At 74.7% G+C, this 14,239-nt stretch carries 10 protein-coding genes; 9 read left to right on the forward strand and 1 reads right to left on the reverse strand.

Translation table 11 applies throughout. The features are described from left to right. Positions 1 to 2: 2 nt before the first annotated feature. The 6 genes from pcaH (at position 3) to ACZ6S0_RS21340 (ending at position 7,664) form a co-directional block, all read left to right on the forward strand. Positions 3 to 755 (forward strand): protocatechuate 3,4-dioxygenase subunit beta, encoded by a 753-nt coding sequence (gene pcaH / locus ACZ6S0_RS21315; RefSeq protein ID WP_465920175.1) that lies wholly within the window; start codon positions 3 to 5, stop codon positions 753 to 755. Further along, the gene (pcaG, locus tag ACZ6S0_RS21320; protein WP_465920177.1) at positions 752 to 1,279 is read left to right on the forward strand and encodes a protocatechuate 3,4-dioxygenase subunit alpha; all 528 of its coding nucleotides are present in this window, start codon (positions 752 to 754) and stop codon (positions 1,277 to 1,279) included. The genes pcaH and pcaG overlap by 4 nt, the downstream gene beginning before the upstream one ends. Further along, positions 1,266 to 2,486: a 3-carboxy-cis,cis-muconate cycloisomerase gene (gene pcaB, locus ACZ6S0_RS21325; RefSeq protein WP_465920179.1), complete on the forward strand. Its 1,221-nt coding sequence runs from the start codon at positions 1,266 to 1,268 to the stop codon at positions 2,484 to 2,486. The genes pcaG and pcaB overlap by 14 nt, the downstream gene beginning before the upstream one ends. Next, positions 2,486 to 3,583, forward strand: coding sequence for a bifunctional 3-oxoadipate enol-lactonase/4-carboxymuconolactone decarboxylase PcaDC (gene pcaDC / locus ACZ6S0_RS21330; RefSeq protein ID WP_465920181.1), 1,098 nt, complete (start codon positions 2,486 to 2,488; stop codon positions 3,581 to 3,583). The genes pcaB and pcaDC overlap by 1 nt, the downstream gene beginning before the upstream one ends. A gap of 207 nt (positions 3,584 to 3,790) precedes the next feature. Continuing rightward, on the forward strand, positions 3,791 to 4,774 hold the full coding sequence (locus ACZ6S0_RS21335) for a ThuA domain-containing protein (protein WP_465920184.1): 984 nt from the start codon (positions 3,791 to 3,793) through the stop codon (positions 4,772 to 4,774). A 274-nt stretch (positions 4,775 to 5,048) separates the two neighbouring features. Continuing rightward, the gene (locus tag ACZ6S0_RS21340; protein ID WP_465920186.1) at positions 5,049 to 7,664 is read left to right on the forward strand and encodes an alpha-L-rhamnosidase; all 2,616 of its coding nucleotides are present in this window, start codon (positions 5,049 to 5,051) and stop codon (positions 7,662 to 7,664) included. Positions 7,665 to 7,683: 19 nt separating this feature from the next. Here the strand turns inward: ACZ6S0_RS21340 and ACZ6S0_RS21345 are convergent, their stop codons facing one another. After that, positions 7,684 to 8,805, reverse strand: a complete 1,122-nt coding sequence (locus ACZ6S0_RS21345; protein ID WP_465920189.1) for an acyltransferase family protein — start codon at positions 8,803 to 8,805, stop codon at positions 7,684 to 7,686. A gap of 88 nt (positions 8,806 to 8,893) precedes the next feature. Between ACZ6S0_RS21345 and ACZ6S0_RS21350 the strand changes: the two genes are divergently transcribed. The 3 genes from ACZ6S0_RS21350 (at position 8,894) to ACZ6S0_RS21360 (ending at position 14,164) form a co-directional block, all read left to right on the forward strand. Beyond that, complete coding sequence (locus ACZ6S0_RS21350; protein ID WP_465920192.1) at positions 8,894 to 11,869, forward strand: ATP-binding protein; 2,976 nt, start codon at positions 8,894 to 8,896, stop codon at positions 11,867 to 11,869. Positions 11,870 to 11,980: 111 nt separating this feature from the next. After that, the gene (locus tag ACZ6S0_RS21355; protein WP_465920194.1) at positions 11,981 to 13,534 is read left to right on the forward strand and encodes an FAD-dependent monooxygenase; all 1,554 of its coding nucleotides are present in this window, start codon (positions 11,981 to 11,983) and stop codon (positions 13,532 to 13,534) included. Positions 13,535 to 13,633: 99 nt separating this feature from the next. Continuing rightward, on the forward strand, positions 13,634 to 14,164 hold the full coding sequence (locus tag ACZ6S0_RS21360) for a hypothetical protein (RefSeq protein ID WP_465920195.1): 531 nt from the start codon (positions 13,634 to 13,636) through the stop codon (positions 14,162 to 14,164). The last annotated feature ends 75 nt before the right edge of the window (positions 14,165 to 14,239 follow it).

Consider the following 14,239-nt stretch of genomic DNA (forward strand, 5'->3'; position numbering starts at 1 on the left):
GAATGTCTGAACCTCTCCAGCAGGCCGACATCGACCGGGAGATCGCCGCGCTCGGCGCGGCGCGCGCCGGCGAACGGGCCGCACACCCCTCGCGCGACTACGCCCCCTACCGCAGCACGTCGCTGCGCCACCCCAAGCAGCCGCTGGTCGCCGTCAAGGACCCCGAGGCGATCGAGCTGAGCGGGCCGGTGTTCGGCGTCACCGACGTGACGCCGCTGGACAACGACCTCACCCGGCAGCACCTGGGCGAGCCGCTGGGCGAGCGGATCACCGTACGGGGGCGCGTGCTCGACCGCGACGGCCGTCCGGTGCGCGGCCAGCTCGTGGAGATCTGGCAGGCCAACGCCTCAGGACGCTACCTGCACCAGCGCGACGACCACCCCGCGCCGCTCGACCCCAACTTCACCGGCGTGGGCCGCTGCCTGACCGGCGACGACGGCGGCTACCTGTTCACCACGATCAAGCCCGGCGCCTACCCCTGGCGCAACCACCGCAACGCCTGGCGGCCGGCGCACATCCACTTCTCGCTGTTCGGCACCGCTTTCGCGCAGCGGCTGGTGACCCAGATGTACTTCCCCGGCGACCCGCTGTTCCCTTACGACCCGATCATGCAGTCGGTGACCGACGAGAGCGCCAGGCAGCGGCTGGTCGCCGCCTACGCGCACGACCTGTCCGAGCCTGAGTGGTCGCTCGGCTACCGGTGGGACATCGTCCTCGACGGACCCGCCGCGACCTGGACGGAGGAAGGCAGATGACCCGCCCCACCCCCTCGCAGACGGTCGGGCCGTTCTACGGGTACGCGCTGCCGTTCCCCGCGGGCGGCGACCTCGCGCTCGGCGGGATCGCCGTGCACGGGTACGTCTACGACGGCGCCGGCGACCCGGTGCCCGACGCGCTGCTGGAGTTCTGGCAGGCCGACGCGACGGGTGAGGTGCCCGCGGCGGCCGGCTCGCTGCGCCGCGACCCGACGACCGGGGCCGTCCTGGGCAGGAACGGGGTCGTCTTCACCGGCTTCGGCCGGGTCGCCACCGATCTCGACGGCCACTGGACGCTGCGGACGGTCGCCCCGGGAAACGGGTACATCAGCGTCTGCGTGTTCGCCCGAGGGCTGCTGCACCACCTGTACACGCGCATCTACCTCGCGCCGGACGCGTCGCCGGACGGTGTGCCGTCGGAGCGGCGGCACACGCTGGTGGCGGGGGAGGAGCGGGACGGGGTGTACCGGTTCGACCTCCACCTCCAGGGCGAGAAGGAGACGGTCTTCTTTGACTTCGGCTGACCCGCCGCCGCAGCCGACCGGCCCGGGAGCCGATGCCGGGCTGTTGTCGCCCATGCGCGGCGCGGTGGCGGAGACCGGGGACGTCGCCGTCCTCCAGGCCATGCTGGACGCCGAGGCCGCGCTGACCCGTGCCCAGGCGGCCCTCGGGCTCGTCCCCGCCGAGGCGGCCGCGGTGGTGTCGGCCGTCGCCCGCGCGGAGGCGTTCGCGCTGCCCGGCCTGGTGACGCGGGCACGGTCCGGCGGCAACCCCGTCATCCCCCTCGTCGAGGACCTGCGCAGGGCGGCCGGGCCGTACGGCGAGTACGTCCATCGGGGCGCGACCAGCCAGGACATCGTCGACACCGCCCTCATGCTGGTCGCCCGTCGCACGCTCGGCCCCGTCCTGGCGGACCTCGGACGGGTGGTCGCCGGGCTCACCACGCTGGCCGTGGAGCATCGCGACACCCCGATGGCCGCCAGGACGCTCACCCAGCAGGCCGTCCCCACGACGTTCGGGCTGAAGGCGGCGGGCTGGCTCACGCTGGCCGCCGCGGCCCGCGAGCGCCTCGCGACCGCTCGCCGCGCCCTCCCCGCCCAGCTCGGCGGCGCCGCGGGCACCCTGGCCGCCTTCCGGCCCGGCACGGGCATGGAGGGGGAGGCCGGTGAGGAGGTCGTTGGGGACGCCGTCGAGGTGGCGTTGCGGTTGCCCGGCCGGTTCGCGGCCGAGCTGGGCCTGGCCGAGCCCGTCCTGCCGTGGCACGTCCTGCGGACGCCGGTCGCCGACCTGGCGGGGGCGCTGGCGTTCACCGCCGGGGCGCTGGGCAAGCCGGCGGCCGACGTGCTGGTGCTGTCGCGTACCGAGATCGGGGAGCTGTCGGAGGGGGTGGGCGGCGGCTCGTCGTCCATGCCGCACAAGCACAACCCGGTCAGGGCTACGATGATCGCCGCCGCCGCCCGCCAGACGCCCCCGCTGGCCGCCATCCTGTACGCCTCGCTCGTGGCCGAGGACGAACGGCCCGCCGGGGCCTGGCACGCCGAGTGGCAGCCGCTGCGCGAGGCGTTGCGCCTGGTGGCGGGTGCCGCGGGGGACGCCGCCGAACTGGTCGCCGACCTGCGCGTGCATCCGGATCGCATGCGCGCCAACCTCGCGGTCCACGGAGACGCCGCCCCGGCCCCCGCGCTCGTGGACCGCGCACTCACCCACCACCAGGACAAGGCACCGCACTGATGCTGCACTACCGTCTGGACGGCCCCGAGCAGGGGCAGCCGCTCGTTCTCGCCCCCTCTCTCGGCACCTCCATGCGCCTTTGGGAGCCGCAGCTCGCGGCCCTGGCGCGTACCTTCCGGGTGCTGAGGTTCGACCTGCCCGGCCATGGCGGCTCCGAGCCGCTCCCGGTGAACACCATGGAGGACCTGGCCGACCTGGTGGTGGAGGTGGCCGCCGGGCAGGGCATGGAGAGCTTCCACTACGCGGGCGTGTCCATCGGCGGCGCGATCGGCGCCACGCTGGCCGTCCGCCGCCCCGGCCGGGTCAGGTCGCTGGCCATGATCTGTTCCAGCGCCAGGTTCGGTGATCCGGCGTCGTGGCGGGAGCGGGCGGAGCTGGTGCGGGCCGAGGGCACCGGGCCGCTGCTGGCGGCGACCGCCCGCCGCTGGTTCGCCGGGCCGCCGGTCCAGGCGCTGCTGGACGACCTGGCCGCCGCCGACCCGGCCGCGTACGCCGCCTGCTGCGACGCCCTTGGGGCCTACGACCTGCGGGGAGACCTCGCGGCAGTCGACGTCCCCACGCTGGTGGTGGCCGGTCGGGAGGACCCGGCCACGCCTCCGCCCCATGCCAGGGAGCTGGCCGACGGCATCCCCGGCGCCACCCTCGTCGAGCTGCCGGGCGCCGCCCACCTGGCACCCGCCGACCAGCCCGCCCGCGTCACCCGGGCGCTGCTCGCGCACCTGCCGTCCGTCCCCGGCATGCAGGTACGGCGTGAGGTGCTCGGCGACGACCACGTGGACCGCGCCGTGGCCCGTACCACGCCCTTCACCAGGGACTTCCAGGACCTCATCACCCGTTACGCCTGGGGCGAGATCTGGACCCGTCCGGGGCTCGACCGGCGTACCCGTAGTTGTGTCACGCTGACCGCGCTCGTCGCCCGGGGGCAGCTCGACGAGCTGGCCATGCACGTACGCGCCGCCCTGCGCAACGGTCTCACCCCCGACGAGATCGGCGAGGTGCTGCTGCAGTGCGCCGTCTACTGCGGGGTACCGGCCGCCAACGCCGCCTTCGCCGTCGCCCAGCGGGTGTTGTCGGAGGAGGAGGAAGGCGGGGCCTGACCGGCTTCTCGCGCGTCATCGACGGCGCGATCATCGTGGTCTACGCTGAGCTGGTCTTTTCCGGTGCCGTCGGCCAGGATCTCGCCCGCTCCCACCCGCCGTCCGTCCAGCCGCCCGCTCGCCTCGGACCCCGACTGCCGGTCCTCTCCACCTGATCGCCCCTGAGAGCCTCACCTCACCCCCCACCCCTCATGTGCGAGGTGCTCCATGCGCATCACCCGTTCGACCCTGTCCACCGTCGTCGCCGCGGGTGCGGCGGCGCTCCTGCTGGCCGCCACCCCGCCCGGCTCCGCCGCCTCCCCGGACCGCGACGCCGCACTCGATCGGGGCCGCGACGGGGGCGCGCAGAACCTGGGCGACCCCGACTACGGCGTCTGCCGTGGCACCGACCCCCGCTGCTACCACGACTGGGGCAACTTCGATCCGGCGAAGGGCTACAAGCTGCTGGTCTTCAGCCGTACGGCCGGTTCGCGTCACGCACATCTCGGCACCCCGCTGGGCCCTGGGCTGAACCCGCCGCTCAAGGACGACAACGTGGCGATCAAGGCCATGCTCGAACTCGGCCGCCAGAACGGCTTCGCCGTCGACTACACCGAGGACGTCACCCAGCTCAACGCGGCCGGGCGGCTGCTGTCGTACAACGCCGTGATGTTCCTCAGCTCCACCCGCGACGCCCTCGACGACCCCGCGCAGACCGCCCTGCGCCAGTACATCCGCGCGGGCGGGGGTTTCGTCGGCGTGCACAACGCGTTCGGCACCGAGTACAACTGGCCCTGGTACGAGGGCCTGCTCGGCAACGCCAACTTCTTCGACCACGGCCCCAACCAGCCCGGCACCGTCGTCACCGTCAACAGGAAGGACGCCTCCACCCAGGGCCTGCCGCCGCGCTGGGCCTTCACCGACGAGTGGTACAACCTCGTCCCCTACCCCACCCGCGTCCGGGTGCTGGCCGAGGTGGACGAGGGCACCCTGCCCAACGGCGTACGCGGCAGCCTCGGTCACCCCGGTCACGGCGACCACCACCCGGTGAGCTGGTGCCAGTACTACGACGGCGGCAAGGCGTGGCTGACCACCCTCGGCCACGACGTGAAGTCGTGGACCGCCGAGCCGCTGGAGGGCGACGACCTCTTCCTGCGGCACCTGCTCGGTGGCGTGAAGTCGGTGCTCGGGCTGACGCCGTTCTGCCGCTGAGCCCTCGCAGGGAAGGGCCCGGCCGCCGTCCGGCTTCCCGCGTGTCCGGGCGGCGGTCGGGCGGCGGTCGCGCTCCTCGGGAACGCCGTCCTGGCCGACGCTTCTGAGCTGGGAAAGAGCCGGGCGAACCTTGCCGAAACTGTGCCTTGACGCTCCCGACTCGCAACGTCTACGTTAACTCGCGTCGAGAGGCTGTTAAAACGTTTCAAGCGGACGTCAGGCGGCTCCTCGGGACGACCGCCGGCGCCGTCATGGGCCGACCAGAAGGAGCACCTTGCCACACCTCACCGCGCTACACGTTTCCGGGCTCACCTTCGAGCACCACCGCGAGCCGCTCGGCATCGGCGAGAGCGCGCCGCGTCTGTCCTGGACCACCGTCACCGATCTGCCGGACTGGACGCAGGCGGGCTACGAGATCGAGATCTGCGACGCGGACGGAACGGTCCTGACCGCGACGGGCCGGGTGGAGTCCGCGGAATCGGTGCTGGTGCCCTGGCCCGGTGACGCGCTGGGCTCGCGCGAGCGGCGCGGCGCCCGCGTACGCGTGCACGGCCGCGACGGCTCGTCCGGCGACTGGAGCGAGTGGACGTGGGCCGAGACCGGCCTGCTGGAGGCGGCGGACTGGCGGGCGAAGGCCGCCGCGCCGCCCGCGGAGCTGCTCGGCCCGCCCGACGGCCCCGCACTCCTGCTGCGCCGCGACTTCACCCTGCGCGCCCCGATCGCCAGGGCCCGCCTCTACGTCACCGCCCACGGCGTGTACGAGGCCGAGCTGAACGGCCAGGTCGTCGGCGACGAGGTGCTGGCCCCCGGCTGGACCAGCTACACCTACCGCCTGCGCTACCGCACCCATGACGTCACGGCCCTGCTGCGCCAGGGCGCGAACACGATCGGCGCCGCCCTGGCCGACGGCTGGCACCGAGGCAAGGTCGGCTTCTACGGCGGGGCGACCGGCGTCTACGGCGACCGTACCGCTCTCGTCGCCCAGCTCGAGATCACGTACGAGGACGGCACCACCGACCTGCTCACCACCGACGAGCACTGGCGCTGCGCCCCCGGCCCGTTCACCGCCGCCAGCCTGTACGACGGCGAGAAGTACGACGCCCGGCTGCTGCCCGCCGGCTGGTCGTCGCCCGGCTTCGACGACGGCGCGTGGCGGCCCGCCGACGTGCTCGCCCACGACCCGTCCCGGCTGGTGGCCCCCACCGGCCCGCCGGTGCGCCGGATCGAGATCCTGCGCCCGCAGAAGACGCTTACCGGCCCGGCGGGGGAGACCATCCTCGACTTCGGCCAGAACGTCTCGGGCCGCCTGCGCATCCGCGTCCAGGGACCGGCGGGCCACACCGTCACCCTGCGCCACGCCGAGGTGCTGGAGAACGGCGGCCTCAGCCTGCGCCCGCTGCGCCAGGCCGCGGCCACCGACACCTACACCCTGCGCGGCGACGACGCCCCAGAGGAGTGGGAGCCCCGCTTCACCCTCCACGGCTTCCGCTACGCCCAGATCGACGACTGGCCGGGCGAAATCGGCGAGGGCGACGTCGAGGCCGTCGTCTGCCACACCGACATGCGTCCCGTGGGCTCGTTCAGTTGCTCCGACCCCGACCTGACCCGCCTGCACGAGAACGTCGTGTGGAGCCTGCGCGACAACTACGTGGACCTGCCCACCGACTGCCCCCAGCGCGACGAGCGGCTCGGCTGGACCGGCGACATCCAGGTCTTCGCCCCCACCGCCGCCTTCCTCTACGACTGCGCGGGACCGCTGACGTCGTGGCTGGCCGACCTCGCCGCCGAGCAGGCCGCGCTCGGCACGGTCCCGCACTACGTGCCGTGGGTGCCGCTGCTCCCGGCCGAGCCCGCGGCGGCCTGGGGCGACGCCGCGGTGATCGTGCCGTGGGTGCTCCACGAGCGGTTCGGGGACCTCGGCGTGCTGCGGGCCCAGTACGCCTCCATGAAGGCGTGGGTGGACGAGATCGCCGCGCTGGCGGGCGAGGGCCACCTGTGGGACAAGGGCTTCCAGTTCGGCGACTGGCTCGACCCGGCGGCCCCGCCCGACGACCCCTTCAAGGCGCGGACCGACAGCGCGCTCGTCGCCACCGCCTACCACGCCTGGACGGCCCGCATCGTCGCCGACACCGCGGACCTGCTCGGCCACGCCGCCGACGCGGCCCGCTACGCCGAGCTGGCCGCCGCGGTGCGGCGGGCGTTCGTGCGCGAGTTCGTCACCCCCTCGGGACGGCTGGCCTGCGACACCCAGACGGCCTACGCCCTCGCGCTCCACCTCGACCTGCTGGACACCCCGGCGCAGCGCGAGCGGGCCGGGCGCCGCCTGGTCGAACTGGTCGCCGCCGACGGGCACCACATCGGCACGGGGTTCGTGGGCACGCCGCTGGTCTGCGACGCGCTGGTCGCGGCCGGGGCGTACGACACCGCGTACGAGCTGCTGACCCAGCGCGAATGCCCGTCATGGCTGTATCCCGTCACCATGGGGGCCACCACGATCTGGGAACGGTGGGACAGCATGCTCCCCGACGGGACCGTCAACCCCGGTGAGATGACCTCGTTCAACCACTACGCGCTGGGCGCGGTCGCCGACTTCCTGCACCGTACGGTCGCCGGGCTCGCCCCGGCCGCCGCCGGCTACCGGCGGCTGCGCGTCGCGCCTCGCCCCGGAGGCGGCCTGACCGGGGCGGACGCCTCACTGGAGACGCCGTACGGCCCGGCCTCGGTCTCCTGGACCAGGACGGAGAGCACCATGACGATCACCGCCACCGTCCCGCCGGGCGCGACCGCCGAGATCGTCCCGCCGTGGCCGGACGCCGTCGCGCAGGAGGTGGGCTCCGGCACCCACACCTTCACCGGCTCCTACCGCTCGCCGGACCTCGACCGGGGATGACCGCGTCGCGCGGGCCCGCTCACCGGGCGGGCCCGCGCGCGGTCAGCCGCCTGCCGAGCCGCTGGGCCGGGGCCTCGACCAGGTGGTACGTCAGCACGCTCAGCGGGATCAGGACGAGGAAGTACAGCGGCAGCCCGGGCACCACGTACAGCAGGATCGGGTGCAGCAGGTAGACGGAGAAGCTGATCGCGCCGAGCCGCGCCGCCCAGCGGGGGAAGGCCCGCCCGCGCAGCGCGTACGCCAGCGCGAACACGCAGAACGCCAGCACGATCGCCGGGATCCAGGCCGGATCGGCCTTGGCAGGGAGCCCGCAGCCCAACACCACCAGCACCGCGGCCCCGGCCGCCCGCCAGGAGATCTCCCCCTGCTCGGCCCGGTAGATCGCCGTCCCCGCGAACATGGTCGCCAGGGTGATCAGGCCCTGCCAGGTGCCGCCCCGGCTGCCCAGCACCACCAGCGCCAGGCCGAGCAGCCCGCCCGCGACGGCCCCCACGGTCCGCGCCCGGCCGTCCGCCAGCACGGTCACCGCGATGGCCGCGACGACGGCGAGGCCCAGCAGCGCGGCGAGCACGTCGGCCCGCCCGCCGATCGACGCCTTGGGCAGCAGCAGGCCCAGCGGCACGGCGGCCAGCGCCAGGGCGATGGACGTACCGGCCGACCTGCGCGCCTGTCCCACCGCGAACAGCGCCACGCACATCAGGTAGAACGCCATCTCGTACGAGAGCGTCCAGGTCACGTTGATCACGGCGGGCAGGTTGAGCAGTTCCTGCAACATCGTCACGTTGCCGAACGCGACCAGAGGCAGCGGCCGCACGCCGAGCCCGGGAGGGAGGGGGAGCAGGCCCAGCCAGGCGAGCGCGAGCACCAGGCAGAAGGCGACCAGCAGCAGCGGGAGCAGGCGGAAGGCGCGGCCGGTCCAGAAGGCGCGCAGGTCGCCGCGCCGTTCCAGGGAGGCGGGGATGATGTAGCCGCTGACCAGGAAGAAGACGAACACGCCCCACGTGCCGACGTCGATCACGCGGTCCACCTCGGCCCAGACGCCAGGGATGAACGTCCAGCCGGCGTGATGCATGGTGACCGCCAGCGCCGCCGGGCCTCGCAGGGCGTCCAGCCAGGCCAGCCTGCCAGGGGCCAAGAACATCTGCCGCAGTCTAGGCCATAAGGGGTAAACGCGACGCAGCTCCTGCGATCGGGGGCGGGCGTGGGGCGGGCGGTCGTACGATCAGGGCATGCTGCATGGCCGGGAGCGGGAGTGCGCTCTCGTCGCGCGGCTGATCGACGGCGCGCGCGAGCGCCGCAGCGGCGTCCTGGTCGTGCGCGGGGAGGCGGGCATCGGGAAGTCCGCGCTGCTCGGATACGCCGCCGCGCGGGCGGCGGACATGCGGGTGCTGCACGGCGGCGGCGTCGAGCCCGAGTCCGAGCTGCCGTACGCGGCGGCCCATCAGCTCCTGCGGCCCGTTGCCGACCGGCTCGGGGCGATCCCCGCCGGGCAGGCGGCGGCGCTGCGGGGCGCGTTCGGGCTGGGGGAGCCCGTGGAGGGGGACCGGTTCCTGGTCTCCGTGGCGGTGCTGAGCCTGCTGTCCGAGGTGGCCGAGGACGGGCCGCTGCTGTGCCTGATCGACGACGCGCAGTGGCTCGACGGGGCCTCGGCCGACGCGCTGGCGTTCGTGGCGCGGCGCCTGGAGGCGGAGGGCGTGGTGCTGCTGTTCGCGGCGCGCGACGAGGACGCCGTGGGCTCCGCGCGTCCGCTCGCGGGCTCCGCGCCCGCGCGTACTCCCGTGGCCCCCGCGCCAACTCCCGTGAGCCCCGCGCAAACTCCCATGAGCCCCGCGACTGCTCGCGTGGGCTTCGCGCGGCCGCTTGCCGGGCTGCCCGAGCTGCGCCTGGGCGGGCTGGCGCCGGAGGCCGCGCGGGCCCTGCTGACCGAGCGTACGGAGGCGGCGCTCGCCCCCGAGGTGGCCGGCCTGTTGGTGGAGGGCACCGCGGGCAACCCGCTCGCGCTGCTGGAGCTGCCCGGCTCGCTGTCGCCCGACCAGCTCGCCGGGTCGCGCCCGCTGCCCGAACGCCTGCCCGCCGGGGCCGCGCTCGAAGAGGTCTTCCTGGCCAGGGTGCGGCGGCTGGCCGCCCCCGCGCAGACGCTGCTGCTCGTCGCCGCGGCCGAGGAGAGCGGCGACGTCGGCCTGGTGCTGCGCGCCGCGCGGCGGCTGGACGTGGCCGCCGACGCGCTCGACGAGGCCGAGGGCGCCGGGCTGGTCCAGGTCGACGACGGCGCGCTGACCTTCCGCCACCCGCTCGTCCGCTCGGCCGTCTACCGGGGCGCGACGTTCCTGCGCCGCCGCGCCGTGGAGCAGGCCCTGGCGGCGGAGCTGGCCGGTGCCGACGCCGACCGGCACGCCTGGCACCTGGCCGCCGCCACGACCGGCCCGGACGAGAGCGTGGCCGGGGAACTGGAGGCGTCCGCCGAGCGGGCCGCCCGGCGCGGCGCGCACGCCGCCGCCGCGAGCGCGCTGCACCGCGCGGCCGGTCTCACCGCGCACGCCGAGCACCGGGCGCGGCGGCTCACGCTCGCCGCGGAGGCCGCCTGGCTGGCCGGGCAGCCCGCCCGCGCCGGCGCGTTGGTGGACGAGGCCGTCCGGCACACCGCCGAGCCCCGGCTGCGCGCCAGGGGCGAGCACGTGCGCGGCGCGATCGAGGGCCTGTGCGGCCGTCCCGACACCGGGTACGCGATCCTGCTCGCCGGGGCGGAGCCGGTCGCCGCGCTCGACCCCGGCCAGGCCGCGCGCATGCTGACCGAGGCGGGCCGGCTCGCCTGGACCGCCGCCGACCTGTCCAAGGTGGCCGAGGCGGGGCGGCGGCTGGCGGTACTGCCCCCGGTGGAGGACACCGCCGCCGCGGGGGCCCGGCTGATGGTCGGCCTGGCCGCGCTCCTGGCGGGCGACCCGGAGCGGGCCGCCCGCCCGCTGCGCGAGGGCCACGCGCTGGCCAGGCAGACAGCTCAGGAGGCAACCCTGGAGACGGCCCAGGAGGCGGCCCAGGAGGCGGCCAGGGAGACGGCCAGGGAGACGGCCAGGGAGACGGCACAGGCAGAGCCAGGGGAGGCCGCCGGTCCGCTGAGCGTGTGGACGGCCGCGGGCGCGGCCATGTTCCTGGGCGCGGACGGCGAGGCGCTCGACCTGTTCACCGCGGCGGCCGTCCGCGCGCGCGGCTCGGGAGCGGTCAGCGCGCTGCCCCTCCTCCTCGCGCCGCTGGGCTCGTTGCAGATGTGGACGGGCCGCCTCGCCGCCGCCCGCGCCACCGCGACCGAGGGGCTCCGGCTGGCGCTCGACACCCGGCAGGACAATACGGCCGCGCACCACCGCTCGGTGCTCGCCTGGATCGCCGCCGTGCGAGGGCGGTCCGAGGAGTGCCGTACGGAGGCGGAGGCCGCGCTGGCCCAGTCCATCGGGCAGCGGCTGGGCCCGTCCGCCGGGATCGCGGCCTGGGCGCTGGCCCTGCTCGACCTGGGCCAGGGACGCACCGCGCAGGCGTGCGACCGGCTCAGCGCCATGGCGGACGCCGCCCCGGGCGAGGGTCACCCGATCGTGAAGATCTTCGCCGCCGCCGATCTGGTCGAGGCCGCCGTCCGCACCGGTCGCCCAGAACGCGCGAGCGCGGCCCTCGACCTGCTGCGGAGCTGGGCCGGACCGGTCCGCTCGCCCTGGGCGCACGCGCTGGTGGCCCGCTGCCGCGGCCTGGTGGAGGAGGGGGCGGCCGAGGCCCGGTTCACGGAGGCGCTGTCGTTGCACGCCGAGGCGGGGCGGCCGTTCGACACGGCCAGGACCGCGCTGCTGTTCGGCGAGGCGCTGCGCAGGCGACGGCGGCGCGCGGAGGCACGACGCCACCTGCGCGCGGCGTGCGAGACGTTCGAACGGCTGGACGCGGCGCCGTGGGCGGAGCTGGCCCGCGTCGAACTGCAGGCGACGGGGGAGAGCGCGCGCAAACGCGACCCGAGCACGGTCGCCGACCTCACGCCGCAGGAGTCGCAGATCGCGCGCCTGGTCAGCGAGGGCGGGACGAACAGGGAGATCGCGGCGCACCTGTTCCTGAGCCCGCGCACGGTCGACTACCACCTGCACAAGGTCTTCGTGAAGCTGGGCCTCTCGTCGCGGGCCGAACTCGTACGCCTGTCGCTGGAGCACCCCGACGCCCTCGGCGGCGCCCGCTGACCTGGACGGGCCAGGGGACGGGCCAGGGGACGGGACTGTGCACTTCACCGATGCGACGGGGTGCGGACGGGCCGCATGGTGGTGACACCGAACCCGGAGGGATGAGCCCTGATGAACCCGACCGACGTGATCGTCGTAGGCGCCGGACCGACCGGCCTGATGCTGGCGTGCGAGCTGGCGCTGGCGGGCGTCCGCTGCCGGATCCTGGAGCGGCGCGCCGAGCAGCCCAACATCACCCGGGCGTTCGCCGTGCACGCCCGTACGCTGGAGCTGCTGGACGCCAGGGGCCTGGCCGACGAGCTGATGCCGCACGGCGTGCCGGTGCGCGAGATCCAGCCGATCCCCGGCGCCACGCTCGACCTGGGCACGCTCGACACCAGGTACCCGATGCTCCTCATCGTCCCGCAGAGCGGCACGGAGCGGGTGCTGGAGAGGCGCGCCCGCGAGCTGGGTGTGGAGATCGTCCGCGGCGCGGAGGTGACCGGCCTGCGGCAGGACGAGCGGCAGGTGGTGGTCGAGCTGGCCGGCGGACGTACGGAGACGGCCGGCTACGTCGTCGGCTGCGACGGCGCACACAGCCGGGTACGCGGCCTGGCTGGCATCGACTTCGCCGGACGGCAGTACGAGACGCACATCCTGCTGGCCGACGTCCGCCTCACCGAGCCGCCGCAGGACACCCTGTCCGGCGCGGCCGGGAGCGAGGGCGTGGTCATCATGATCCCGTTCGGCGACGGCTGGTTCCGGGCCATCGCCTGGGACCGGCTGCGCGAGCAGGTGCCCCTCGACGTGCCGCTGCCGATGGAGGAGATGCGCGACGCCTTCCTGCGCATCGCCGGCACCGACTACGGCATGCGCGAGCAGCGGTGGAGCTCCCGCTTCCTGAGCGAGCGCAGGCAGGCCGGCCGGTACCGCGCCGGCCGCGTGTTCCTGGCCGGGGACGCCGCCCACGTGCACTCGCCGCTCGGCGGGCAGGGCATGAACACCGGCATCCAGGACGCGATGAACCTCGGCTGGCGGCTGGCCGCGGCCGTACGGGGGCAGACTCCCGCCGGGCCGCCGGACGGGCTCCAGGACGGGCTCCTGGACGGGCTGCTGGACGGGTACGAGCGTGAGCGGCACCGCGTGGGCGCGCAGGTGCTCGCGTTGACCGACGCCTTCAACCGGCTGGTGCTCGGCCGCTCGGCGGCCCGCCGCGTGCTGCGCGGTGTGGCGCTCCGGCTGCTCCTGCGCTTCCGCCGCACCCGCGCACTGCTGGCGGGGAGGCTGACCGGCCTGGCCATCGGCTACCCCGCCCCCAGGCACGCCCACCCCTGGACGGGGCGGCGGATGCCCGATCTGCCCTGCGCGGGCGGGCGGCTGTACGAGCTGCTGCGCGACGGGCGGCCCCTGCTGCTGGACGCGACCGGCTCCGGCGCGGCGGCGCGGGCAGCCGGGCTCGGGGTCGCAGGGGTCGCCGGGGTCGCCAAGGTCAGCAGGGTCGGCGGGGTCACGGTCGCGCGGTACGCGGGTCCGCCGGTACCAGGACTGCCGGGCGCGCTGCTGGTCCGCCCCGACGGTTACGTGGCCTGGGCCGGCGACGACCGGGCCGACCTGCCCGCGCGGACGGCGGCGGCGGTGGCGCGGTGGGGCGGCTCCCCGTCGGACGCCCACCCGGCCCGCAACTGACGTCCCCGGCGAAGCACGCCGTCGAAATACTCGGTATCGGTTCAGGTGGGGATCTTCTATCTTTACCCGTGACCAAGCGTCACGAAGGAGATGTTGATCGTGAAGAGAGCACTCGACGGAACCGCGCTGCGTACCGGCGTCATCGCCGCGGTCGCGCTGGCGGGCAGCCTGGTGACCGCACCCCCCGCAGGAGCCGCCACCACCGTGTTAGCGGGCGAGCGTACCGTCGCCTCCGCGGCGGCGGCCCGCCCGAGCAACGGCAAGATCCTCTACGACCGCATCAGCGGCGGAGAGGGCGTCCTGAAGATCAAGAACGGCACCACCAAGGACGGCGTCGTCGCCCTGGTCCGCGGCAGCTCCAAGGCGATCAGCATCTACGTGCGCGCCAAGTCCACCGCGAGCATCAAGGACGTCAAGGACGGCACCTACCGGATCTACTTCACCACCGGCTACCGCTTCAACGCCTCCAAGGGCCGGTTCGCGCGCTCCGCCGCCTACGCGCGCTTCGACGACCGGCTGAAGTTCGTCACGACGTCCAAGTCCAGCACCATCTGGACGCTGACCCTCAAGGCGGTCAAGGGTGGCAACGCGCGGACCAGGCACATCAACCCGAAGGACTTCCCCGCCTGAGGCCCCTTACTGGAAAGCTTCTTTACCTTTCTTTCGGCCTCGGGGCCCGCGAAATCCCAGTTCGGAGCCGTCATA

The organism is Nonomuraea sp. NPDC051298 (genome assembly GCF_055586305.1).

What these genes read in the sequence shown, in the direction of transcription:
- pcaH (WP_465920175.1), top strand. Translation starts at nt 3, where the DNA reads ATGTCTGAACCTCTCCAGCAGGCCGACATCGACCGGGAGATCGCCGCG.
- pcaG (WP_465920177.1), top strand. Translation starts at nt 752, where the DNA reads ATGACCCGCCCCACCCCCTCGCAGACGGTCGGGCCGTTCTACGGGTAC.
- pcaDC (WP_465920181.1), top strand. Translation starts at nt 2,486, where the DNA reads ATGCTGCACTACCGTCTGGACGGCCCCGAGCAGGGGCAGCCGCTCGTT.
- ACZ6S0_RS21335 (WP_465920184.1), top strand. Translation starts at nt 3,791, where the DNA reads ATGCGCATCACCCGTTCGACCCTGTCCACCGTCGTCGCCGCGGGTGCG.
- ACZ6S0_RS21345 (WP_465920189.1), bottom strand. Translation starts at nt 8,805, where the DNA reads ATGTTCTTGGCCCCTGGCAGGCTGGCCTGGCTGGACGCCCTGCGAGGC.
- ACZ6S0_RS21350 (WP_465920192.1), top strand. Translation starts at nt 8,894, where the DNA reads ATGCTGCATGGCCGGGAGCGGGAGTGCGCTCTCGTCGCGCGGCTGATC.
- ACZ6S0_RS21355 (WP_465920194.1), top strand. Translation starts at nt 11,981, where the DNA reads ATGAACCCGACCGACGTGATCGTCGTAGGCGCCGGACCGACCGGCCTG.